This window comes from Paenibacillus sp. AD87 (genome assembly GCF_001659845.1).
GTDB classification, from domain to species: Bacteria; Bacillota; Bacilli; order Paenibacillales; family Paenibacillaceae; genus Paenibacillus; species Paenibacillus marchantiae.
Genome location: NZ_LXQN01000007.1, coordinates 4,521,548 through 4,546,340, shown reverse-complemented (window position 1 = coordinate 4,546,340; position 24,793 = coordinate 4,521,548). Strand labels below are relative to the sequence as shown.

The 24,793-nt window shown below is 45.8% G+C and carries 23 protein-coding genes; 22 read left to right on the top strand and 1 reads right to left on the bottom strand.

What is annotated here, in order from left to right; all coding sequences use genetic code 11:
• The first annotated feature begins 2 nt into the window (after positions 1–2).
• From gpAD87_RS20105 to gpAD87_RS20020, 20 genes are all read left to right on the top strand, one after another.
• Positions 3–1,142, top strand: coding sequence for a baseplate J/gp47 family protein (locus gpAD87_RS20105; RefSeq protein WP_064640164.1), 1,140 nt, complete (start codon positions 3–5; stop codon positions 1,140–1,142).
• The gene (locus gpAD87_RS31900; protein WP_157258496.1) at positions 1,135–1,395 is read left to right on the top strand and encodes a hypothetical protein; all 261 of its coding nucleotides are present in this window, start codon (positions 1,135–1,137) and stop codon (positions 1,393–1,395) included. Before gpAD87_RS20105 ends, gpAD87_RS31900 begins: the two co-directional genes overlap by 8 nt.
• Positions 1,355–1,945, top strand: a complete 591-nt coding sequence (locus gpAD87_RS20100) for a YmfQ family protein (RefSeq protein ID WP_064640163.1) — start codon at positions 1,355–1,357, stop codon at positions 1,943–1,945. The genes gpAD87_RS31900 and gpAD87_RS20100 overlap by 41 nt, the downstream gene beginning before the upstream one ends.
• Positions 1,945–2,790 (top strand): tail fiber protein, encoded by an 846-nt coding sequence (locus tag gpAD87_RS20095; RefSeq protein ID WP_064640161.1) that lies wholly within the window; start codon positions 1,945–1,947, stop codon positions 2,788–2,790. The genes gpAD87_RS20100 and gpAD87_RS20095 overlap by 1 nt, the downstream gene beginning before the upstream one ends.
• Entirely contained in the window at positions 2,791–3,441 is a 651-nt protein-coding gene (locus gpAD87_RS20090; RefSeq protein WP_064640159.1) for a hypothetical protein, read from the top strand. It abuts the gene before it with no gap.
• Positions 3,434–3,853: a hypothetical protein gene (locus tag gpAD87_RS20085; protein ID WP_064640158.1), complete on the top strand. Its 420-nt coding sequence runs from the start codon at positions 3,434–3,436 to the stop codon at positions 3,851–3,853. The genes gpAD87_RS20090 and gpAD87_RS20085 overlap by 8 nt, the downstream gene beginning before the upstream one ends.
• Positions 3,853–4,146, top strand: coding sequence for a hypothetical protein (locus gpAD87_RS20080; protein WP_064640156.1), 294 nt, complete (start codon positions 3,853–3,855; stop codon positions 4,144–4,146). Before gpAD87_RS20085 ends, gpAD87_RS20080 begins: the two co-directional genes overlap by 1 nt.
• A complete protein-coding gene (locus tag gpAD87_RS32245; RefSeq protein WP_197521449.1) occupies positions 4,146–4,304 on the top strand; it encodes a hypothetical protein in 159 nt (52 codons plus the stop codon). The genes gpAD87_RS20080 and gpAD87_RS32245 overlap by 1 nt, the downstream gene beginning before the upstream one ends.
• A gap of 76 nt (positions 4,305–4,380) precedes the next feature.
• A complete protein-coding gene (locus tag gpAD87_RS20075; RefSeq protein ID WP_064640154.1) occupies positions 4,381–4,875 on the top strand; it encodes a phage holin family protein in 495 nt (164 codons plus the stop codon).
• An 80-nt stretch (positions 4,876–4,955) separates the two neighbouring features.
• The gene (locus gpAD87_RS32240; RefSeq protein ID WP_197521448.1) at positions 4,956–5,150 is read left to right on the top strand and encodes a hypothetical protein; all 195 of its coding nucleotides are present in this window, start codon (positions 4,956–4,958) and stop codon (positions 5,148–5,150) included.
• A 178-nt stretch (positions 5,151–5,328) separates the two neighbouring features.
• On the top strand, positions 5,329–6,276 hold the full coding sequence (locus gpAD87_RS20070; RefSeq protein WP_064640153.1) for a glycoside hydrolase family 25 protein: 948 nt from the start codon (positions 5,329–5,331) through the stop codon (positions 6,274–6,276).
• Between the two features lie 820 nt (positions 6,277–7,096).
• A complete protein-coding gene (locus tag gpAD87_RS20065; protein ID WP_064641060.1) occupies positions 7,097–8,749 on the top strand; it encodes an ABC transporter substrate-binding protein in 1,653 nt (550 codons plus the stop codon).
• Between the two features lie 155 nt (positions 8,750–8,904).
• Positions 8,905–9,909, top strand: coding sequence for an ABC transporter permease (locus gpAD87_RS20060; protein WP_024632912.1), 1,005 nt, complete (start codon positions 8,905–8,907; stop codon positions 9,907–9,909).
• 252 nt (positions 9,910–10,161) lie between these two features.
• Positions 10,162–11,061 (top strand): nickel transporter permease, encoded by a 900-nt coding sequence (gene nikC, locus gpAD87_RS20055; RefSeq protein ID WP_064640151.1) that lies wholly within the window; start codon positions 10,162–10,164, stop codon positions 11,059–11,061.
• An 882-nt stretch (positions 11,062–11,943) separates the two neighbouring features.
• Positions 11,944–13,824 (top strand): molecular chaperone HtpG, encoded by a 1,881-nt coding sequence (htpG, locus tag gpAD87_RS20045; protein ID WP_064640147.1) that lies wholly within the window; start codon positions 11,944–11,946, stop codon positions 13,822–13,824.
• A gap of 638 nt (positions 13,825–14,462) precedes the next feature.
• Complete coding sequence (locus gpAD87_RS32235; protein ID WP_197521447.1) at positions 14,463–15,713, top strand: hypothetical protein; 1,251 nt, start codon at positions 14,463–14,465, stop codon at positions 15,711–15,713.
• A 607-nt stretch (positions 15,714–16,320) separates the two neighbouring features.
• Positions 16,321–17,736 (top strand): deoxyguanosinetriphosphate triphosphohydrolase family protein, encoded by a 1,416-nt coding sequence (locus gpAD87_RS20035; RefSeq protein ID WP_064640144.1) that lies wholly within the window; start codon positions 16,321–16,323, stop codon positions 17,734–17,736.
• Between the two features lie 21 nt (positions 17,737–17,757).
• On the top strand, positions 17,758–18,762 hold the full coding sequence (locus gpAD87_RS20030; RefSeq protein WP_082935193.1) for an LLM class flavin-dependent oxidoreductase: 1,005 nt from the start codon (positions 17,758–17,760) through the stop codon (positions 18,760–18,762).
• 362 nt (positions 18,763–19,124) lie between these two features.
• Complete coding sequence (locus tag gpAD87_RS20025; RefSeq protein WP_063564523.1) at positions 19,125–20,837, top strand: methyl-accepting chemotaxis protein; 1,713 nt, start codon at positions 19,125–19,127, stop codon at positions 20,835–20,837.
• 44 nt (positions 20,838–20,881) lie between these two features.
• Complete coding sequence (locus gpAD87_RS20020) at positions 20,882–21,856, top strand: TRM11 family SAM-dependent methyltransferase (protein ID WP_231952673.1); 975 nt, start codon at positions 20,882–20,884, stop codon at positions 21,854–21,856.
• A 136-nt stretch (positions 21,857–21,992) separates the two neighbouring features.
• Here gpAD87_RS20020 and gpAD87_RS20015 read toward each other — a convergent pair whose 3' ends face one another.
• The gene (locus tag gpAD87_RS20015) at positions 21,993–22,949 is read right to left on the bottom strand and encodes a D-2-hydroxyacid dehydrogenase (RefSeq protein WP_064640141.1); all 957 of its coding nucleotides are present in this window, start codon (positions 22,947–22,949) and stop codon (positions 21,993–21,995) included.
• A 189-nt stretch (positions 22,950–23,138) separates the two neighbouring features.
• On the opposite strand from gpAD87_RS20015, the gene thpR reads away from it, so the two are divergent.
• Both thpR and gpAD87_RS20005 read left to right on the top strand, forming a co-directional pair.
• Positions 23,139–23,747: an RNA 2',3'-cyclic phosphodiesterase gene (gene thpR, locus gpAD87_RS20010; RefSeq protein WP_064640139.1), complete on the top strand. Its 609-nt coding sequence runs from the start codon at positions 23,139–23,141 to the stop codon at positions 23,745–23,747.
• 130 nt (positions 23,748–23,877) lie between these two features.
• Positions 23,878–24,735 carry a cell wall hydrolase gene (locus gpAD87_RS20005; protein ID WP_063564519.1) on the top strand — a complete coding sequence of 286 codons (858 nt, stop codon included), beginning with the start codon at positions 23,878–23,880 and terminating at the stop codon, positions 24,733–24,735.
• Positions 24,736–24,793 lie beyond the last annotated feature (58 nt).

Below are 24,793 nucleotides of genomic sequence, written 5' to 3'. Positions count from 1 at the left end.
GGATGGCTGAGATTCCGCGTTATTTGGAAGACCAGACGGAGGAACAGATTATGCAGCGGTTGCTGGATCGTCTGCCCGCGGATCTGGACAAGTCGGAAGGGTCTTTTCTGTGGGATGCGGAGGCTCCGGTTGCATTTATGCTGTCTGAGGCGGCTTTGTGGGCGCAGGAACTGCTGCGACGCGGGTTTGCGAGTACAGCGGCGAGCAGAGATCCGAATTTTCGTTCGGAAGAGTTGGATCTGCGAGCGGGAGAGCATGGCATTACGAGACGGGCTGCGGTAGCGGCGCAAGGTACAGTGAAGTTTGCTGGTACGCCGGGGAAAGTGGTGCCTGCAGGTACGGTTGTGGCTACGTTGGCCGATGAAATCTCCGGCGAGGCTTCCCTCGAATATGAAACCGTTGGTCGTGTGGAGCTGGGGGAAGATGGTCTGGGCAGTGTTGGTGTGCGGGCGCTCGTTGCCGGAAAAGAAAGCAATGTTCCTGCGGGCACCGTGACCGTGCTGTCCACACCCATGAGTGGCGTTACCTCTGTCACGAACGTTGACGTGATCAAGGGCGGTGCGGACGTGGAGTCGGATACCGCGCTGCTGGAGCGCTTTTATGCCAAAGTCCGCAATCAGGGGACCAGCGGCAACAAGTCGCAATATGTGCAATGGGCCAGTGAAGTACCAGGTGTTGGTGCAACGCGTGTTATTCCGTTATGGCAAGGGCCGGGCACGGTGGGATTGTATTTGCTGGATACTGATAAACGTGCCGCGGGTAGTGATCTGGTAGCGGCGGTGCAGAAGTACGTAGACCCAACGCAGGATGGGCAGGGTGAAGGCGTTGCCCCGGCTGGCCCGGTAGTGACCGTGATGCCAGCCGAGGAAGTGCCAGTGAACATTCAGGTGAAGCTGACACTGGCGAGTGATGCAACGTTGACGGATGTGCGGGCGTTGATCGAACGCGGGGTGACCGCGTATTTGAAACAGTTGGCTTTTGCCGATCCGCTTGTGCGCTATACCCGTATTGCAGCGATCCTGCTTGACATTCCACCGATTATCGATTATTCGGAGCTTACCGTGAACGGTGTTAGCGACCAGAATATCGAGATGACCGCGAGTCAGGTTGCGGTGCTGGGGACGGTGGATGTGCATGAGTAGCGCAGTGAAGATGGTGAAAGCGAAGTGCGGATGTGGAGGCAGCGGTAAGGTGGGACATCGGGAATGTTCTGACTATACGGTATCCGGTTCAGCTGGAAATGAAGTAAGTGGTGGGCCAGAAGAGTGCTTGGGTCGTGAGGTAAGCGGCTCGGGAACTGAGCATTTGAGCGAAGCGGTTTGCATCAATGTGAAAGGAAAGGAGGATGCGGGTCATGAGTGCACCTTCTGCTGTACATGTTGGACTGACGAGTGAGAAAGGGCGGGAGCTGTTCTCATATTTGCCGAGCTACTATGAGACTTCCCGCGTGATGCAGGTCGATATGCAGTCCAAAGGAACCGAGATAGATTTGCTGTATCAGGCGCTGGATGAAACATTGGATCAGTTCTTTGTCCGCACCGCGACGTGGGGCCTGGATTTCTGGGAGCAGGAGCTCGGCATTGAGACGGATCGTCTCAAACCTGTGGAGCAGCGGCGTGCCGTGGTCGAGTCCAAGCTGCGGGGTGCCGGGAAATTTTCGGGGAGACAGGTTGCAAATGTGGCTGAGGCATATGCCGGGGGAAAAGTGGATGTAACATTTCAGCCGAAAGCGTGGAGTTTTACGGTGAGTTTTGTGGATACGATGGGCATCCCGCCCAATATTGACGATCTCATACGCGCAATTGATGAACTAAAACCGGCCCACATGGCTGTTGAATATGAGTATCGCTATCTGATCTGGGACGATCTGGACAGCAAACAGATGACCTGGGATGAACTGGACGCCGGGTCCCTGACGTGGAATGAACTGGAGGTGTGGGCGTAATGCCAAAAGAAACGGATCGACTGAAATTGCCTCTTCCCTTGGGGAACGAGACCGTAACCCGGGAGAGTATTAACAGGATTTTTGAAAAGATTGATGCTGGTGTGGCGACACGTGAAGCAATCCTTATATCTGCTGGCTCTGATCTTAATAGTTATATTACAGAAGGGGAGTATTATTGCCCGGAGAATGCCACAGTAGAAACTTTAGCTAATTCTCCAACAGGTGTAGCTTTTCATTTGAAGATAGAAAGACATGCTGGTGTCGTCCAAACTCTAACAACTTTCGAGCCGAGTGACTTACAAGTTTTTCAACGCAACTACTATTTCGGATGGGGTTCGTGGAAAAAAGTACCTACAAGGGACGAAATTCAACAGCTGCAGGAGGATCTCCAAAACGCAGACATCCCACCTGCATCATTGACTGAACCGGGGATAGTGCAGCTTTCCAATGCAACGGAAGGCACGTCCGAGACGCTGGCGGCAACGGAGAAGGCGGTTAATGATGCAAGACTGGCCGCTCAACAATACGTGGATGATAAAGCGTGGCAAAAGTACCCGCTAACGCAAGATAACGGGTATTCAAAATTAAGTAGAGTGGATTTAAATACTTTGACTGATCCGGGAATGTATTACGCTGACGGTTCACAATCTCCGAATTTACCCACTATAAACGGAGCTGATTTTTACGTCGAAGTAATTAAAATTAGTGCGAACAATTTAATTCAACGAGTTACGCTTGCAAGCACAAGTACTGCGAAAGTGTACGTAAGGCAAAGATGGGCAACAACGACATGGACACCTTGGGTATTGCAAACACCACAAAGAAGAGTATGGGGGGCGTTATAGATGGCAGAAACGCCTATTAAAATATACGGGGACGCACTATCCACAACATCTGGGACAACTATTTACACTGGAAAAACGGGTAAGACATGCATTATAAAATCCATTATTATTTGTAATGTTAGCGGAGTAGACACGACAGTAAATATGAGGCTTAACACTGGGCCTTTGTATTTTTTATTGAACAACAAGTCTATTAAAGCAAATCAAACCTTGGTTATCCCGATCAGTGATATTGTTATCAGTCCAGGGGAAACCCTTCACATGTGGTGCGCAAATTCAATTGTTAACGCTAGAATAACAGGTGTTGAAAAAGATGGAATCCCCAGTTCATTAGGGCTTGCGCAGTACCGTGTTGGGCTAGGAACGGGAACGACGACCATTGTTCCAGCCGCCGGAAACGGTGTTAGTAGATTGGTCAAGTCTATCGTTATTTGTAACGTAAGCAGCGGACCACAAACAGTAACTATTCGTTTCGGTTGGAGTGGTGATAACTGTAATTTGATAAACAAGTACACCATAGCTGGATATGATACAGTTTTGATTCCGTTCGCTGATATGTTTATTTCGCCAAGCGAATATATCGAAGGCTGGACATCAACCGTCGGTAATGCTCAGGTCCATTTAGTCATGCAGGAGGCGACCAATGCCTAAAATCGATAATTTCTTATTGGATAATTACGGGTTGGATGGGCCAGATAAGGGGAGGAAGTTTGCTTCAGGGTTTGGATATAACTTAGGTGATAAAAGGTTTCTTTATTCAGATGGAACTGCATTTACCTGCGGGTATATAAGTGTTTCCACTCTGGATTTTTTACCATCGCAAATCATTATCACTTTTTATGATGATGGGGATTATATACTGGGTTATAATTCCAAAAGAATAGAAAACGGCTACCCTATGTTCAGAGGGCTAAGATGGACAAACGAAGGCACTAAATTTGATAGTTTCCGAGTAGAGGACAAGAGCGCTGGCAGAACTTATATCACAAACGGTGGATTTCAGTTACCGTTGCCATATTTTGAATTGACATCAAGTCCGTTTTATTGGAGGGCATACGAATAATGAATATTGGGATTAGAATTATATACGATCAAGACGGTGAAATTATCTATCGAGCTGGTGAAATACAGGGTGATGTACTTCCAAGGAAAGAAATCACTGGGCTACATTACATCGATTTGGAATATGGGACAATCGATTATCACACTCATCGAATTGTCAGTATCGATCCTGCTACGAAACAACCAGTTTTAGAGGAGCTTCCCATTGTCGAAACACCAGAACAGCAAAAAATAAAGGAATTGGAAGACCAAATTTTATTATTAGCCAATGAAAATACAGGAGGGATTTTGTGATGGTGAACGAAGTCGTGGTACGTATTGCAGCAGCAAGAATATTGAATAAAGGACTCAACCCAAAGACAAGTCAAGTATACCTGCTTGATGACATTACCAATACTGATTATCGCCAGGCTATTGAGGATTACATTTTAGAAAAAACTGAAGGAATTTAACGAGCGTACCCAAGTGGTGCGCTTTTATTATGCTCTCTGGAGCAGCTGGTATTTAAAAACCAAAGGAGGTGAAACCATGGAACGATGGGACACCCTATGGAAATGGCTCCTCGCCCTAATAACCAGCTCAGCAACCTACTTCTTCGGAGGTTGGTCAGGCGTGCTCGGCGTACTACTCGTGTTCGTCATCCTCGATTACCTAACAGGCATCGCGGCGGCAGGCATGACTGGCAAGTTGGAGAGTAATGTCGGGATGTTCGGCATTGCGCGAAAGGTATTTATTTTTGCAATGGTATCGGTGGCTCATCTGGTGGACGGTGTTCTGGGGGACGGACATTTGTTCAGGGATGCGGTTGCCTTTTTTTATATCGCAAATGAGTTGTTGTCCATTATTGAAAATGGAGGCAAACTGGGCGCCCCGATTCCGCCTGCGATCCGGCAGGCTATTGAAGTGCTCAAGGGTAAGGGAGGAAACGGGGGGATTCCCGGCAAGTATACTCCTGATTCCAGAGAATCTTTTGTACAGTCAGATGATAAGGATGTTGAACAGACCAGAGATGAAACGAAGTAAAGACTTTTCATTCATTCATTCAAATGTGTCCTGTAATAAGAGAGAGAGAAAATATTTGAATCGATAATCTGATTGATCCATTGGCTACAAGTAGTGAAGGAGACGGAATCGATTCTGAAGAAGCGATAGCGGTCGCCTTTGTCTCCGAATTTCTAACCTTTAAGAAAATGAATCAAGAAAATTTGGAGACAACAGCGATCGGAAGAACGATCCGTATCTGGAACGGTCACGTACCGTCTCGGTATTTTTTCCTTAGTGAGTTAATGGATACCTAGTAGTCTACCGACAGGCGACATAGAATACGAAGCCGTTTGACAGCAAAATGGGACATGTCTCCTAGCCATCCAAACTCAGCTTTTACCAACAATCAAGGACACGCACACAAGCAACCCCTGACCCCCAAGCATTAACTATATACAAACGGCAATTTGCCGCATAAAGGGTGTGAGAAACATGCAAAAGAGAAGCTCGGGCAACACGCAGGGCATTGACGTCTCCCGGTATCAGGGCACGATCGATTGGGCCAAAGTGAAGGCAAGCGGTATGACTTTTGTGTTCATCAAGGCCACTGAAGGGCAGACGTATACCGATCCGAATTTTCAGAAAAATGTAAGCGGCGCATTGGCGGCAGGCATGCTGGTCGGAACGTACCACTTCTTTCGCGCAACGACTACCGATGGTGCCAAGGCTGAAGCGGCGCATTATGCCACGACACTGCAAAAAGTAGGAGGCGCCAAGGCACTGCAATTACCTCCTGTCATGGACTACGAGAATAATCCAGGTAACCTGAGCAAAGCTCAGATCAACACGGTAGCTAAGGCTTTTTTAACGGAATTGCAACGTCTCACGGGTGTGAAACCGATCATATACACGGGCAATTCATTTGCCGGGTATTTTGATACATCACTCAGCTCATACGATCTGTGGATCGCACGTTACAGCAACACCCGTGTACCGGATGACCAGACGGCCTGGAAACGTTGGACGTTCTGGCAGTATACAGACTCGGGCAAGGTGAACGGAATTAGCGGCAACGTGGATATGAACGAGTTCCAAGGATCGGCAGCGGAATTGAAAGCAAGATATGCAATAGCAACACCAAAACCGCCAGAGCCATCCGAACCAACAAATCCGACCAATCCCACGAATCCAACCGAACCACCGAAAGGGGGCGAACCGATGACAGCCGAAGAGAAAGCAGCGTTTGATGCGTTGAAATCCCAGGTCGATAAACTGCAGGCGCGCCAGCAGATGGAAGTTCCAGTCTGGGCAAAAGCTGCCGTTGACGCAGCACTGGCATATGACACCAAAAATCCGTTGTTCAGCATCGATAGTGGGGCAAGTTATGATTTTTACCGTTTTATCACGGTCATGTACCGCAGAGGTTTATTCAAAAAATAAGCTGACATAACTTAAAATATAAGTTGGACCCGGTTATAAAAGAGAGAACACAACAAGGGACACACGACGCTTTTTGTCGAATGGTGTTCCTTTTTTGTGTTTTATGTAAATGATATTAACATATATAATAAAGTTGAAGACTTATGTCCGTAAATCTCTTGTCTAATTGATGAATGTGATGTAAAGTAAGTTACACGAAATCGATTTTCACCACTGTTTATTTACACAATCCTCCTCATCATGACAAGACTTTAACATGAAAAGTTATTGTAATGTCTCCCTGTTGTAAAATCCAACATCTGTAGATCAATCTCACAACGTTATTTACACAATCCAATCCAACCTGCTTGAGAAACCACTAAAATATTCTGTTTACCAACTTGCTGTTCCAGCTAATTGCCACCATTAGATTTTGCCAATTACACTTTTAACTATGATGATTTAACTCCAAGTCAAACCTTAAGCCAAACTCCATATCAAGCAACGCTACCGTTCTCTCAAAATCAGCTTGTCGGCCGCCACCCAGTCCGTACCATTCTACTGTTGCTTATTGACCTAAGTTCAATTGTTACGCAACAACCACAGGTATTTATAACTCCTCACATCATCCGAAAAAATAACAAAATGTGTACGGTTACATCCCGTTTTACATTTCATATATACGCTTTAACATATCCGGATTTACATCACAGGTATCAAAGGCATCTAAAGCCTTTCATATGATATAAAGCACCAAACCGATCGATTGTAATCATTGGAGTTTTTTTCACGCCAGTATTACACACATTATGAGACAGGGAAGGGTGTTGTACGTATGCGAATGAGAAAAAAATGGTTATCCGGGGTCATGGCAATGGCCATGAGTACAGTGTTGATTCTGTCGGGTTGCTCTAGCGCCAGTAACGAGGGTACAGGCAATTCCCCCGCTCCGGCGGAAGGTAGCGAGCCTCCGGCAGAAGTGGCAGCGCAGGATACGATGATTATGGGACGCGGCGGAGATTCGGTGGCGCTGGACCCGGCAATCGTTACAGATGGGGAGTCGCTGAAGATTGGACATCAGGTATTCGACTCATTGCTGGACTACAAAGAGGGTGGGACCGAGGTTGTTCCGGGACTGGCTGAGAGCTGGGAGATTTCGGCGGATGGACTCAAGTATGACTTCAAGCTGAAGTCCGGCGTGAAATTCCACGATGGTACCGACTTCAACGCAGACGCTGTGGTGTTCAATTTCAACCGATGGAGTGATCCGGCCAGTGAATATAAATTTGAGGGAGATTCCTTCGACTATTATGATTCCATGTTTGGTCCGGAAGATGGACGTGTGATCAAGGAAGTAATGGCGATTGACGAGACAACGGTCGAGTTCACACTGAACCAGCCACAAGCGCCTTTCCTGCAAAACATAGCGATGACGCCATTTGGCATTGCAAGTCCAACTGCGATTCAGGAGAAAAAGCAAAATTTCAAGAGCGAGCCAGTAGGCACAGGCCCATTTGTATTCAAAGAGTGGAAGCGAAACGACTCCATCACCCTGGAGAAGAATCCGAATTATTGGAAAGACGGACTGCCGAAGCTGAACAAAGTGATCGTGCGTTCGATTCCGGATAACACGGCTCGCTTCAATGCGCTGCAAAACGGCGAGATTGATATCATGGAGGATCTGAACCCGGATGATCTGTCCATTCTTGAGGGAAATAGCGAGCTGCAAAAAATCGAGCGTCCACCATTTAACGTGTCATACATTGGTTTCAACTTTAAGAAAAAACCGTTTGATAACGTGAAAGTAAGACAAGCCCTCAACCACGCGGTAAACAAACAGGGCATTATCGATGCTTTCTTTGCCGGACAAGCGCAACCAGCGGTAAACCCGATGCCGCCAACGCTTTGGGGGTATAACGATAGTATTGAGGACTATACTTACGATCTGGAAAAAGCAAAAGCATTACTTGCCGAAGCCGGCTACCCTGACGGATTGCCTGACCCGGTAACATTCTATGCAATGCCAGTATCCCGGCCGTATATGCCTGACGGCAAGAAGGTTGCCGAAGCGATCCAGGCCGATTTTGAGAAAATCGGAGTGACCGTCAACATCGAATCACCGGAGTGGGCGACGTACTTGGATGATGCCAAAGCTGGGGAGAAAGACGACATTTACATGCTCGGCTGGACTGGTGATAACGGTGACCCGGATAACTTCCTGTACACGCTGCTGGATAAGGATGCAATCCCGGGCAACAACCGCAGCTTCTACGTAAACGAAGAATTGCATACGTTGCTGAAGAGTGCGCAGAAAGAAACGGATCAGGACAAACGTGCGGAACTGTACAAGCAAGCGCAAGTGATTATTAAGGAAGATGCTCCATGGATTCCACTTGTGCACACCACTCCTATTCTGGCAGGTAAAGCGAACCTGAAGGATTTTGTACCGTCCCCATTGGGCACGGAATCCTATGCTAATGCCTACTTCGAATAACTTATGTATGAGCTGAACTTAGTATTAAATAGGAACCATTAGTTCAAAGCGCTGGCGTACACGCAATGCTTGGCAGAACCCACATCAGGATGTAACGATCTAAAGCATGCATGTCTGCCAGCGCTTTTTATACGTTAAAGGCAGGTGAATGAGGAGTGAACAGTTACATCGTCAAACGTGTACTCGTGTTACTGCCCGTGCTGCTGGGCATGACCCTGATCGTCTTTTCCATTATCCACGCCATTCCGGGTGATCCGGCCGAGACCATACTCGGGCAAAAGGCAACCGAACAATCCAAGCAAGCTCTGCGTGACCAGCTCGGACTGGACAAACCATGGTTTCAACAATATTTCGCTTATCTGGGCGACCTGTTTAAGGGAGATCTGGGCACATCCATCCGCACCAAGGTTCCCATTGCCCAGGAAATTGTGCCCTATCTGACAGCGACCCTTGAATTAACGATGGCGAGTATGCTGTTTGCGATCATTATTGGCGTGAATGCAGGGATCGTCAGTGCGTGGAAACATAACTCGTGGTTCGATTACTGCTGCATGGTCATTGCATTGGTGGGTGTATCAATGCCGATCTTCTGGCTTGGGTTGATGGAGCAGTGGCTGTTTGCGAACAAACTGCACTGGCTGCCATCCATCGGCAGAATGAATGCGCGTGATCCCATTGAAGCCATTACGGGCTTGTATGTGCTGGATACGATGATTGCCGGACGCTGGGATCAGCTGTGGACGGTAACAAAACATTTGCTGCTGCCAAGTATCGCGCTCGGCACAATTCCGATGGCCGTTATTGCCCGGATGACGCGTTCCAGCATGCTCGAAGTGATGAGTTCGGATTATATCCGTACTGCGAAGGCGAAGGGACTAGGCCCGTTTTTTGTCGTATATGGACATGCATTGAAAAATGCGTTTATTCCCGTGCTCACCGTCATCGGAATACAGACCGGATCTTTGCTGGGTGGAGCCGTGCTGACCGAAACGATCTTTGCTTGGCCCGGTGTTGGTCGCTATATATATGAAGCAATTAGTTCGCGGGACTATCCGGTAATCCAGAGCGGCATTCTGATCGTCGCATTCTTTTTCGTAGTGATCAACCTGATTGTGGACTTGCTGTACGCCGTATTCGATCCGCGTATTAGTTATAAATAGGAAATTCATCATTTGGGTTGATGAATGGAACTTAATATAAGATCTTTAAAAATTACACGACACGAAGAGTGCAGAACCAATCTGTAGAAGCGTAGTGTTCGCATTTAGCACCGGATCTTCACCTTTAAATAGGTGGATCAATAAAATCTGGGGATAACAGCGATCGGAAGATGGTGCTGCAATCGTAGTGCTTGAGTGTAATAGAACTCGTTGATCTTGTATTTCATTCATATACAAGAAGGGAGACGCCGCATGGCCAAATTATCGACCAATACCGGAGCACCTATTGACGCCGCGTCGGCACCTGCATCAGGTCCATGGCGGGAAGCCTGGAGAACGTTTCGGAAAAATCGGCTTGCGCTGGCAGGCTTGATTATTATCGTTTTTTTCATCCTGTTGGCCTTTGCTGCCCCGTATATTGCCCCGTATGACTATAAAGAGCAGGTACTCACAGATCGTTTGCAAGCCCCTTCGGCAGAGCATTGGTTCGGTACCGATGATCTCGGGCGTGACGTATTTTCCAGAGTGCTGCATGGAGCGCGCATTTCATTGTGGGTTGGTTTCTTTTCTGTTATTGGCTCTATTATTGCGGGCGCATTGCTCGGTCTGATTGCTGGATATTATGGAAAATGGGCAGACATGCTCATCTCGCGTTTGTTCGATATCTTGCTTGCTTTCCCCGCTATCCTGTTGGCAATTGCCATTGTGGCGATTCTCGGTCCGTCTTTGCAAAATGCACTGCTCGCGATAGCGATCGTGAACATCCCGACCTACGGACGATTAGTGCGTTCAAGGGTACTTAGCTTGAGGCAGGAGGAATTCATTACGTCTGCGCGTACGCTCGGGGCTAGCAATATGCGAATTCTGTTCCGGCACATCTTGCCCAATAGTCTCACCCCGCTCATCGTACAAGGCACACTGGGGATTGGAACAGCAATTATTGAAGCGGCTGCGCTCGGATTCCTCGGCATGGGGGCCCAACCACCTGACCCGGAATGGGGAAAAATGCTTTCGGATTCCCGCCAGTTTCTGCAAAAAGCACCGTGGACGCTGATTTTCCCCGGACTTTCCATCATGTTCACCGTGCTCGGTTTCAACTTGCTCGGGGACGGCCTGCGCGACACCCTTGATCCAAAGATGGCCAAAAAGTAGAGGTTTGCATCTCTGGTTGCTCTTCTAGTTTCAACTCTAGTTGAATCTCTAACTAAGTCTACAACTCTGTTCCAATCTAACGAACCTAGGATGCCTTATTCTGCGATTTCTTGCCAATGCTGCCCGTACTCATTACAATTTGTATCCAAGCCGGTTCGAACTTTGGTTCGAGGCGGCTTTTGTGTTGCATGATGTATTGCGCTAAAATGGTTAGAGATGTGCAAAACTTAAAGTGTTACTCGATGATTTTGTTAAAATAACCGCCTTCGTATTGACACCCAATTTTCCCATATGTTATATAAAAGGAAGGGTTTAGCACTCCGATCATTAGAGTGCTAACAAATGATGTTTTTACTACACGACTACATATGGAATGATTGTGTTTTTGAATATGGATTAAGTTAACTTTGAATAGGACATGAGAGTGGAATGAGCTAGAAAAGGCCTGGCACGCGAAAGATTGATCACTATATTTTCAATTGAGAAAATCTCAATGTTTAAAATCAGTTCCTGATCAGATGCAAAAGTAGTGGAGGGGACGAAATCGATTTGGAGGAAGCGAAGCGTTCGCCTAAAAGCTTTCTGAAGGAAAGCTGCTACGGAAGCATACGCTATCACTGAATTTCTCCCTTTTCAAAAAGGGAATCAAAGAAATTCGGGGATAACAGCGATCCGAAAAACGATTCGTAACCGGAACGGCTAGACTGCAGAAAATCATGCACTTATTTTAAATGAACGATTGAGTGAATCAAAATAATCTAGTGATCAAAGCGATTAAAGGTTTTTCTAGTAACGTAATATTCTGCATGGGAGTATTCAAAGGTTTACTTTCTATATTCAATCAAATCATTCTATATCCAATTTGAAAGGAGACACCCATTCATGGCTAAAAAAGAATTTCAGGCTGAATCCAAACGCTTGCTAGATATGATGATCAACTCCATTTACACCCAAAGAGAAATCTTCTTGAGAGAACTGATCTCCAACTCCAGTGACGCCATTGACAAAATATATTACAAAGCACTGACGGACGACACACTCGTCTTCAACAAAGAGGACTACTATATCAAGCTCACTATCGACAAAGAGAACCGTACGCTCACACTGACCGATACAGGAATCGGGATGACGCAGGAAGAGTTGGAGAACAATCTGGGCGTTATCGCGAAGAGTGGCTCGCTGGCGTTCAAGAAAGAGAATGAAGCCAAAGACGGCCACAACATCATCGGACAATTCGGGGTTGGTTTCTACTCCGCGTTTATGGTGGCGGACAAGCTGACGGTAACCAGTAAAACGCTGGGCAGCGACGAAGCTTGGAAATGGGAATCCGAAGGTGCGGACGGGTACACGATCTCGCCAGCCGAGAAAGATTCCGTGGGTACGGAAATCGTCCTGACGATCAAACAAAATACTGAAGAAGATTCGTATGACGAATTTTTGGAAGAGTACCGCCTGAGATCCATCATCAAGAAATACTCCGACTTCATTCGTTACCCAATCAAGATGGATGTGACAGGTCAGCGTTCAAAAGAGGGTACAGAGAACGAGTTCGAAGAGTACAAAGAAGAGCAAACCGTGAACAGCATGGTGCCGATCTGGCGTAAAAATAAAAGCGAATTGACCGAAGAAGACTACAACAACTTCTATATGGAAAAACGCTACGGTTTTGACAAACCGCTCAAACACCTGCACATCAGCGCGGATGGGGCAGTGGTGTATAATGCAATCCTGTTTATCCCGGAGAACACACCGTTTGATTATTATACAAAAGAGTATGAAAAGGGTTTGGAACTGTACTCTAACGGTGTATTGATCATGGACAAATGCGGTGATTTGCTGCCAGATTACTTCGGATTTGTAAAAGGTATGGTCGATTCCGAAGATCTGTCCCTGAACATCTCCCGTGAAATGCTGCAACACGACCGTCAGCTCAGTCTGATCGCGAAGAACATCAAGAACAAGATCAAGAGCCAACTGCAAAGCCTGCTCAAAGACGAGCGTGAGAATTACGAGAAGTTCTATCAAGCGTTTGGCCGTCAGCTGAAGTATGGTGTATACAGCGACTATGGCGTGAACAAGGACACTCTGCAGGATCTGCTTTTGTTCTCTTCTTCCAAAGAGAAAAAGCTGGTTAGCCTGGACGAGTACGTTTCCAGAATGCCTGAAGATCAGAAGTACATCTACTACGCATCTGGTGAATCCATTGAACGGATTGAGAAGTTGCCACAAATCGAGGGTGTACTCGACAAAGGCTATGAAGTCTTGTACTTCACCGACGACATCGATGAGTTTGCAATCAAGATGATCACGAATTATAAAGAGAAAGAATTCAAATCCATCTCCAGCGGTGACCTGGGCATCGAGGACAGTGCTGACAAAGAAGAAACAGACGCACAGGACAACGACAACAAAGAGTTGTTCGAAGCGATGCAAGCACAACTTGGCGGCAAAGTAAAAGCTGTTAAAGCTTCCAAACGCCTGAGAAGCCACCCCGTATGTTTGTCTACTGAAGGTGAGCTGACGATTGAGATGGAGAAAATCCTGAAAGCTATGCCGAACAGCGAAAATGTACAGGCGGATAAAGTCCTGGAGATCAACGTAAATCACGATGTCTTCAAATCCCTCAAAGACGCATTCGCACAGGATAAAGAAAAACTGAGCCTTTACACAAGCTTGTTGTATCATCAAGCATTGCTGATCGAAGGGCTTCCAATTCAAGACCCGGTAGAGTTTACCAACGATATCTGTAAGGTTATGGTGTAAAATCCGCAATACTGCAGTAACATAACGGTGTAAAAAGAAAGCAGGGTTACAACATTTTACGCAACGTAAGGGTTCAAGGTACGGTTGATTTCTTCTGAAATCTGCAACGTCCTAATCCTTGCACCCACCATCTCCACTCCGACAGGGTATTTCCGTCCTGTCGGTTTTTTTTATTGTAGGCATCAGGATTTGTTAATAAGAAACAGCGGAAGTAGAGAAGGGGAAGGAATTGATTCTGAAGACAACAGCGATCGAAAGGACGATCCGTAACCGGAACGGCCGCCGATGCACATTAAGCAATAATATTTCATGTGTTTGAATTGTCTGAATATGAACTTTCATAGAGGAACTGTCGCACCTCATTTTACAATTCGTGATAATAACAAAGTGAGGCTATGTAGGTAAGTCATTTGTTATAGATAGTGGTTCCTTCAGATGTAATTTTCAAAAAAAATGAATGAAACTATTTTCACTGAAAAATTCCTTTGGTATTGATACATACTATCTACCGTGATACAATTTGTATCAAAAGCGATATTGAGAGGTGAAAGTATATTAAAGCATTATCCGCACCTAAACCTTTTGATAATTATTTTAAAATATGGGCCATTGTTTTACCTATAAATTCTTGGGTTTTAATGCCTTCAAATCCAGGAACAACGCCTGGGCTACTTTTATCCTTGTTATCAGTTGTTTTTGTGCTTTTATTTGCTATTAGTCTAAAATTCAAAAACAATATGGAAGTTAAACAGGTAACCAATTATTTTTATAGAGACTTAATTATTTTCGTTTACGTATTAACGCTATTTAACGGTTTAGCACAATTAACTGTCTTATTCAAAATGAATGGAGGATATGACTACAATTTCTTGCACAATGTTATATTAGTTAACGAGAATGGGCATGTTTTTTTAAGATCTAGCCTATTTACTCAGTCCATATATCTTATTGCTGCTTCAATAATTTGCTTTTACACTAAGTATTTTTACAAGAAAGAGTGGAATAAGTACATATTCATAGGTACGTCTATATTTCTTATTTATGGGTTTTACGAATGGATTTATTATTTACTATTTGGAACAACTGGAGACTTTTTAAGTAACAGAGTATTTGCTTTAGATATTAACGGTGATCCCAGATTGGGGAGCATGAGTCAGAGGACTGATGCTTTTGGAATAAATACACTCAGAATGAAGAGTCTAACAGGAGAGCCAAGTGCTTTCGCGCTAACTGTATTACCTCTCTGGATATTCGCAATACATTTACGCAAACCTTTATTCCACATTCCCATGCTAATAGCATTAATCTTATCTACCTCATCAACCGCATTTTTAGGAATACTAATTTATTTCATGTATAGAGTTTTGCGTTATCATTTAAGAGATCGGTATAGTCAAATACTCATATATTTCTCCACAATTTTAGTTATCCTAAATTATAAAAGGGTTGCATCTGTTCTTGAGTTCTTACTATTTAATAAGATTGATTCCCACTCTGGAATTCAAAGATCCTCTTCTATGTTCAAACATCTAGAATATTTTTCTCATATGCCATTTTTCAATAAGTTGTTCGGGGTTGGATTTGGATATGTTCGCTCAACCGATTTTTTCTCTACGTTATTGGTTAATAGCGGTATTCTTGGATTTATTTTTTTTAGTATATTTTTCTTGTATCCAATGTTTAAATTAAAGAGAAACTATTTTAATGATGGTCTTAAAATTTCTTTGCTAATAATTTATGTATCCTTAATGTTATCCGTCCCTGAATTTTCCTACTTGACTACATGGTTATTTTTGGGGATAAGTTACAATCAGCTAGCGAGAGAAAAAAAATCCACCATTCTTCCTAACTTGAATCTCGCAAAATTTCAATCATCAAAAGTAATGTGAGTATGTCGGGACTTAGAATTAAATGTTCGGTAAAGTAGATTTCTCATTCTTTGAGGGATACTTTACCGAACTTTTTTTTAAGAGGATTTAATCAATGGAATACGTTTTACTTATTAACTCAACTTTCGCACCTAGAATGTTAACTTAAACCCTTAAAGGCGTAAGTAAGAATTCAATACAGTTACTCCTATTGACAAAAATCCTCGCTTGTTTGATTCATGGAAGTGTTGAGCAACCATGAAAAGAAAGGTGTATAAACCTATGTTACAAGAACATTCCTTGTCCAAACACCCTCGTTTTTCTAAACTTTTTTCTAGGCTTCGCATCGTGAAAGCCCTCAGGCATGCAGCTATTTCCAAATCGTTTGCCCTTTCGATTTTAGCGATTTTTAGAGCTGAGAAAATTTGAGTAAATTGTGATTTCATTTTATATCATTATCATTTAGGTGCACGGATGATAGTCTGGCAGGGTATAATAAGAGAAGACGACTGTGCATCACAAGTTGATGTGAGAAGAGATGACAATCGCAGACAGGTTTTGCTTTTCGAAACTGCAGAATATGTGTATAATCACTCAAAATAGAGACAGTCGGCTAGGAGTGATCAACATGCAATGGAACGATCTGAGAGAACATAGACAATACCCTGAACTAACGAAACTGGACGGGGCTCGTGCAGCCTATGAGCGCGACTATTCCAGACTGATACATTCACCGACCTTTCGTCGGCTGCAAGGCAAATCGCAGGTGTTTGGTGCAGGAACGGGCGATTATTATCGCACACGATTGACCCACTCTCTGGAGGTGGCGCAGATTGCGCGAGAAGCAGCAAGAAGCTTGCTGCGTCGCTACCCGGAGGTGGAGTTGAACCAAGCGGACAGCCCCGGACTGATTATTGATTCGGAAGTGGTGGAGTGTGCCGCGATTGCGCATGACTTCGGTCACCCGCCTTTTGGGCATAAAGGGGAAGAAGTGCTGGATGGCATCCTCGATGATCTCATCAACACAGAGGTCAAGAAAATCATGAAGAAAAATCGTGGGGCCAAATCACCTCAACCGGAACCGGAGATTCGTGCAGAGCTCAAGCGGAAGTATGAGCACTTTGAAGGCAACGCGCATAACTTCCGTCTCATTATGTATTTGGAAAAACGGGAAGATATCGACGGGCTGAACCTGTCTGATGCAGTGCTGCTGGGCATCAACAAGTACCCGTATCCTGGTACGGAGAGCAAGAAAGGCATGTATCATCATGAATGGCAGTATATCCGCGAGATTCGCGATCGTTGGAACATTCCTGCTGGCAAAAAGACGCTTGAAGCGCAGTTGATGGACCTCTGCGACGATATTGCGTATTCCGCACATGATCTGGAAGATGGCATCAAGGCAGGCAAAATCGAAGTACACGAGCATTTCCTGCAAGATCCGCATATCAATCGATTGATTGTGGATAAGATTACCACACTGGAGGATCTGTTCTGGAACGGATGGACAAGGGAAGCGATTGGGAAAAAAGTTGAAGAAGTCCTCGCTTCGTTCCTGCGCATCTGGAATGAAAAGATGCCGTTCTGCGAGCATGATTACTCACGTACCCGCCGTGAGGTAAAGGCTTACTGGGTCAGCCTTTTTGTTGCTAGCCTGGGGGTTATTGATAACGGAGACTGGAAAAAGGTGACGTTTGTCCGTGAAGGTGCCGAGGATCTCGATATGCTGCGGACGGTGAGTGTGCTCAAGAGTTTTGCCTGGGTGACCATGATTCGTGACCTGCGTGTGCAGAGGTTGCAAAAGCGCAGTGAATGGATGATTAAGCGTCTGTGGGATGCTTTCCTTGACCCGGAAACGTCCAAATCCATTATTCCATCCGATTGGCTGCAACGCTATGAGAAGGATCAGGCGAAGGCGAATCCAATCTGGACTTGGGAGCATATGGTGATTGATTATATTGCCGGGATGACGGATGCTTTTGCCGAGAAAATTTACAATGAACTATACGGCCTCAAGGTCGGTTCCATTTACGATCTGGATTAGAGATATGCAAGACGAAGGGAGATGAGACGCTTGGGTGCGAACATCAGTGGAAAATACAATCTAGGCGTACTTGACCTTGTTCCAAGGTTGAACGGCGCCACAGCAGAACAGGCGCTGCAACAATCCGTCACGCTTGCGCAGCATGCTGAAGAATGGGGCTATTCAAGGTACTGGACGTCGGAGCACCATGACATGGACGAACTTGCATCAGCATCACCAGAAGTGCTGCTTGCCCATATTGGTGCGCGAACGAACACGATCCAGCTTGGCTCCGGTGCCGTACTGTTACCTCACTATAGCCCGCTTAAGGTAGCTGAGTCGTTCCGTCTGCTGGCGGTGCTCTACCCGGGGCGCATTGAGTTAGGCTTGGGACGTGCTCCTGGGGGCGGTCCCCATGCAACGATGGCCTTGAGTGGCAATTACTTGCAACATGTGTCCAAGTTGCCTGAGTCGCTCGCTGCACTGACCGAACTGCTGGAAGATCGTTATACCTATGAAGAACATCCGGTGACGGCCCGACCGATTCCGGAGCTTCCATTATCCTTATGGATGCTGGGTACCAACGTGAAGAGTGCTGAGTTTGCTGCTCGCTTTGGTATGGGGTATGTATTCGGACAATTCATGAGTGATGCGGATGGTACGGAGGCTGTGCGGCGTTATCGGGAGGGCTTTATCCCCAGCGCCATTAGGAAAGAGCCGGAGGTTATGGTTGCTGTAAGTGTGCTGTGTGCGGAAACGCAGGAAGAAGCGCTGTCCTGTAGCCGCGAATTGGCGGAGAAACGCAGAGCCGTTGGGAAAGAGATTCCAACGCAATCTGACAACATCAACACAAGTACCAGCACCAACGACGGGACCGATGCTAATGTGAATGAAGTACAACGACATTACGCCGGTACACCCGCACAGGTCTGGGAACAGTTGCAGCAGGTGTGCCAAAGGCTGGATACGGATCGGCTGCTCGTGGTGACAGCTGGGCCGGATTACGAGCGAAGGTTGGCCTCTTACAAGCTACTGGCGAACGCATAAGAGCGCGGCGGTTAGCCGTTATGATACTAAGAATGGCTGGTTCCATACCCGCCATCTGCATGGAGTCAAATCGTAAGAGCTGCAGATCGGATATTTGCCGTATGCTGCAGCTCTTTTTTGCTTCATTTTAGTCTTAATTTTACATCATTCGATTCCGTTCATCAGATGATGTGAAATAATCACAAGATTTTACAAAATAAAGCATGACTAAAACAAAAGAATGTTATAATACTTTACGTCTCTTTTCCTATAGATATAATATAGAAAAGAGTATTTTGCAAGATGCCAAAAGAAGGGTAAAACAACGACAAAAGCACCTAAAATACGGAAGTGGCCGAAGATGGGCACAAGGGGGAAATCACATGTTCAGCAGATTCAGGATCAAGAGTATCGGTCTGCGTATCAGCATCGCGTTCTATCTATTAATCCTCTGTTTAATTCTTCTTAGTGTCACGATTGTTACACAAATGAACTCGATGGAAAAAAACACGAATATGATCACCAATAACTGGATGCCCTCCATCCAGCAGATTAACCGATTGAATTATACAACAGAACATATTCTGTCATTGAGCTATCGTCACTTTGATGCACAGGCAGGGGCCAAAGCGGACCTTGCTGAAGAGCGCACCAAATACATTCGCGAAACGGCTCAGGCTATTAAAATATATGATCAACAGCAAAAGACGGCTGAAGAAAAAGAACATTGGGAAGCGTTAAAGACCAAGTGGGAAGCTTACCTCAAAATTAACACGCAATCCATTAAGCTGAGTGACGAAGGTCAGGAACAGCTGGCTAAGGAAGTATCCGAAAAAGGGGCCGCCTCCTTCGATGCCATGCAAGTCCATCTGGACTATCTGGTGGATTACAATCAGGAGCAGTCCGATCTCTCTGCGGCTCAGACGATCAGATCCGTCCAGGATGGCCGAATCATTATCGTCATTGGTGTTCTCGTGATGATTATCATTACAGCAATTGCGATCCCTATTATCCGTTCACAAGTCGTTAAACCGCTGCTTCGGGTGATCAGTGCCGTGAAACTGATTGCGGAAGGTCAATTGAATGTCCAGGACATACATACCAAACATGAAGACGAAGTTGGTGTACTTGCCAAAGCCGTGAATGACATGAAAGGTAATCTGACCTCGATGGTATTGAATGTCAGACGAATCGCTGAAGCCGTCAACCGCCAAAGCAGCGAACTGGCCATTTCCTCTGAAGAGGTTAAGATCGGCAGTCGCCAAATTGCTATAACGATGGAAGAGTCGGCAAAAGCGGCAGAGAGTCAGGCGGAAACGGCTGTTGAATCCGCCCGTACCGTCGAGGGGCTGAACGCAAATATTCAGCAACATTCGGAACAGGGGAATCAGCTTCGTCTGATGTCAGAACTGATTCTGAAACAAGGACAGACAGGTCGCGAGTCCATGGAGCAATCCGTGAACCAAATGCTACAGATTGCTGGCGCAGTTTCCTCTTCCATGAACAAGATGGAACAGCTGGACCGCAAAAACGAAGATATATCGCAGTTGGTTCAAGTTATTCATGACATTGCGCGCCAGACCAACCTGCTCGCATTGAATGCTTCCATTGAAGCTGCCCGTGCAGGAGAGAGTGGACGCGGATTTGCAGTTGTTGCAGCAGAAGTGCGGAAGTTGTCCGAAGCCGTTCGGACTTCTGTAGAAGAGATTACCGTCATCACCGAGGATATCCAGAAGGATTCTCAGGGTGTTGTTGAGGAATTGCGAACAGGTGTACTGGAAACAGAACGAGGGCAGCAGCAAGTACGTAATTCCGGCAATCTGTTCCGTACCATTAATGAGTCGGTAGAGGGTATGGTTCAAGTCATTGGTACAATGACGGATGGTCTGGAAGGCATGCAGGAAGCGAGCGGACGCATGAATGATTTCAGTCAACAAATCTCGGCAGTGTCAGAGGAATCCGCGGCAAGTGTTGAGGAAGTGTCAGCGTCAGCCGAAGAACAGGTGAGTTCAATGGAAACGATTAGCGGCAATATTCAAACCCTAAAAGATCTGTCCGAGGATCTGCTTTCTTCCATTGAAAAATTAAAAATATAAAACCTCTTCTTATAATAGAAGAAACATGAAGGACGGCTACCATATTGAGCTCTACAAACAGCAAAGATTCAGTTGTCGGAAGTTATGTATATACCTTCGCTTGCCATGAGAATGAACGTGCCCTATGTGAATTGGAATTGGAAACGATGCTTGTTCCTGGGACAGATATTGGTTCAGGAGATCACGCCTATGTTTGCTCCAATATTTGCATTCCACCAGGTAGGAGTCCGTTTGTCCGGGGCAGACTGGATGTGATGGCCGAAGCGGATACAGTGGCAGGTCTGAAACCTGTCGCTTCACAAATCGACCTGTCCTCTGGTGAAACGTTCAAGGTGGTCTGCTTGAAAGAGGGCGATGACATGCCGGATTATGCGCATTCCCGTCTGCTGGAAAAAGAGCTAGGTATGTGCATTAGAGGCAAAGCTATGATGAAACAGCCTGACGTGACTTTTGGACTAATGCATGTGAATGGAAAATGGCTCTTCGGTCAATGGACTGAAGCTGATCGCTCGTGGCAAACCCATCATCAGAAGCCGCAAAATTACTCCACAGGCCTTGGTGTTACGTTAGCCAGAGCGTTAGTCAATATTGCAATTCCGCAAGTGGAGGGGCATCAGTTGCTCGATCCATGCTGCGGAATGGGAACCGTTGTAATTGAGGCATTGTCGATGGAAATTGAGGTCAAAGGAAATGATTTGAACCCTTTGGCAGTACAGGGTGCTCGCATTAATCTTCCTCATTATGGGTATGATTCAGCCAGAATTACCCTCGGGGATATGAATGATCTGGAAGGTTTCTACGATGCAGTTATTCTGGACATGCCATATAATCTCTGTTCTGTTCTTCCGGATGAGGAACAACTTGCCATGTTGACCAGTTTGAAGAGACTTGCAGGACGGGCAGTGATCGTTTCCACCGAATGGGTGGAGGGGCACATTCTGGATGCCGGATGGAACATCGATCAGTATCGAACGGTGAGCAAAGGTACGTTTATACGTCACATTTGGCTATGCACTTAGAACGACTACGCTGAAAATAAACGAAAAAACCTCCATACCGGAAAAAATCCATTTTCCGGTATGGAGGTTTTTGATTTTCGTAGGGAAACTACCTTACATGAATTTGTACAATTTCACATAGGAAAAATAAGCATTTTTAGTATTTATGACTATAATTCACCAGATTGAGAGGAAGGGTTTTTCCGGCGATATATGCTTCCAAATTTTGAACAAAAATATCAAGTGCCCGCTCGGTGTATTGCTCTGTACTGCCTGCAATGTGCGGCGTAATCAGGACGTTCTCCTTACCCCACAGTGGATGATCGGCAGGGAGCGGCTCTTCCTCGAATACGTCAAGTGCAGCAAAGGCAACCTGTCCACTATCCAGTGCACCCAGCAGAGCTTCCGTATTCACGCTTGGACCACGTCCCACGTTGACGAAACAGGAACCGGATTTGAAATGCTCAAATGCAGTCTGATTATAGATATGATGGGTTTCATCTGTGAGTGGCAAAATATTGATAACGTAATCGCCTTGCCCCAGTGCTTCATGTAGGCCGGACATATTGTACATTTGGTCTACATTTGGAACGTCTTTTCCGGAGCGCCGAACCCCAATGACGTTCATGCCCAGTGCTTTGAGAATGCGCGCAGTTTCTGATCCAATCTCTCCCACGCCGACGATAACCGCTGTTTTGCCATGCAGTTCAGGAAGTGGTTTGCCTGGAGATTTCCACTCTGCCTGCTGCTGGTGCAGCATTGCTTGTCTGAGCCAGCGGCTGTGGGACAACATCATGCCCAGAATAATTTCGGTAATGGGAATGGCGTGTACGCCATTAGCACTGGTTACCAATATACTTTTTTGTTCCAAATCTGAGAAAGGAAGGTTGTCTACACCTGCGGACCAGACCTGAACCCATTTCAATGGGCTATTTTCTTCAAGTGCATGTTCGGTTACCAGAGGAGACCAGCCTACGATAATTTCGGCTTCTTTTAACTCCGATGTGTCAATCTCTTTGGCTTTGCCAACCGTAAGTGTATAACCTGGTGCTGCATCCAGAATACGTTGTTGCTGCTTTGTCGACAGGGATGGAAAACATACAATTTTACCCATAGTTAGTGGCCTCCTGAATTGAAATAAGTTGTGGTATTAGTGTAGCAGAAAAGAAGGTGATGTGCGTAAAAGGCAGGAATACAGCCTCTTGTGCAAATCCCAAAAATTGTGTCACTCTATACTTAACCAGCTTGAAACCATAGAGACGACTGTGAAATAATAAAACGAACTTTAGATGAGGTGTATACCATGAATAACTATTTACATTCACATACGGATCTTCCATCCCGACGGGAACGATTATTTATTGCACTCCGGGTGCCTGCACATATTCAGAATTCACTTCGGATGTCTGCGGAACAGGTGCAAGGAAAGCTAGATTTTCGCAAATGGACGGACTACCGGGATTATCATATTACATTGCAATTTCTGGGAGATATCCTTGTTAGTGACATTGGACAACTTCGGAAAGCGCTGCGTTCGGTAACGGCCGGGTTCCAGCCTTTTGAACTGCAATTATCCGGTTGGGGAACGTTCGGTTTGGAAGAGGCGCCAAAGGTGCTGTGGAAAGGTGTTGAAGGAGAAACGGATCAACTTCATCTTCTGCAAAAACGGATCGTCGACGCAACTTCCTCCCTTGGATTCGAGGCCGAATTAAGACCTTATTCTCCTCATATTACGATTGCGCGTAAATTTCTGGGTCAGGACCCAGGAAATGGAGATAAAGGGATATTTAAAGTGCTTCCAGGACAATTTTTAGGTGTTAATTCTTGGATGGTGCAAGATTTTGTGCTTTATGTGACACAGCCAGGTCAGGCGCCGATGTATGGGGTTGTGGATACGTTTTCTTTTTCCTGAAACTCATTGATATGACATAAAATCACATTGACATTACGTTATTCCCTATGTAATATTAGCCATCGTTATTCAAATTCTTTTTTTGTGGTTACTTAGATTAGGGAATTGTTTCGACAGGAGGAATCTTCGAATGGATATTATAAGCAAGAATCGTTGGGTGGCACCGATGTTATCTGTGCTGCTTGTATGTATAGTGGGGGCTAACGTCGTTCAGGCGACTGGTAAGTGGAATGAGGCAAGTGATAGCAAACAGATGACCGAACTTGCGGCATCTGCAGAAAATAGCGAAAATTCTTTTAGCGGAGACAGGCGAATGATGGAAGACGGGACAAGTCTATCTACTGATGCGTCTATTCAGACTGATAACTGGACCAATTCGCTCCCGGCCAAGAACTGGCTGACGGCTGCCCAAGAAGAGCAGGAACAGAAAGAAGCCAAGGCTAAACATGCGGCCCGAGCTGCAGCTGCGGCCAAAGCGAAGAAAGAAGCTGCTCTGAAATTGGCCAAGATTGAGCATGCCAAAGCGTTAGCTGCAATTACGACTCCCCCCCAAAAACTTTACTTTACACGGACCAAACTCCTGAACCAGGAAGACTCGAAACTTGCAACCTGGTCATACAGTGTGTCTGATAAAGAGCTGCTTCTGCTGCAAAAAATCGTCATGGCAGAGGCGGAAGGTGAACCGTACGAAGGCAAAGTGGCAGTTGCCAATGTTGTCTTAAACCGGCTGCGGTCAGCCAATTTTCCCGATACCATTTACAAAGTAATCTACCAGAAATCTCAATTCAGTCCTGTAGCGAACGGGCGCTTGAAACGTGTTACTCCTAATGAGGACAGTATCAAGGCAGTTAATGCAGCGTTGAATGGGAAAAAGGAAGTCGCCGATGATACGTATTATTTCTTGTCATTGACGCTAGCGGATGATCTGACAGTGGCTCGCTCCCAGAAAAAAGTAAAAACGATCGGGCATCATACTTTTTACAAGTAATTGACCTGTAAATTCTGCAAACAGGCAGGGTAGTTAACTATGTATTTGCTACATAGAC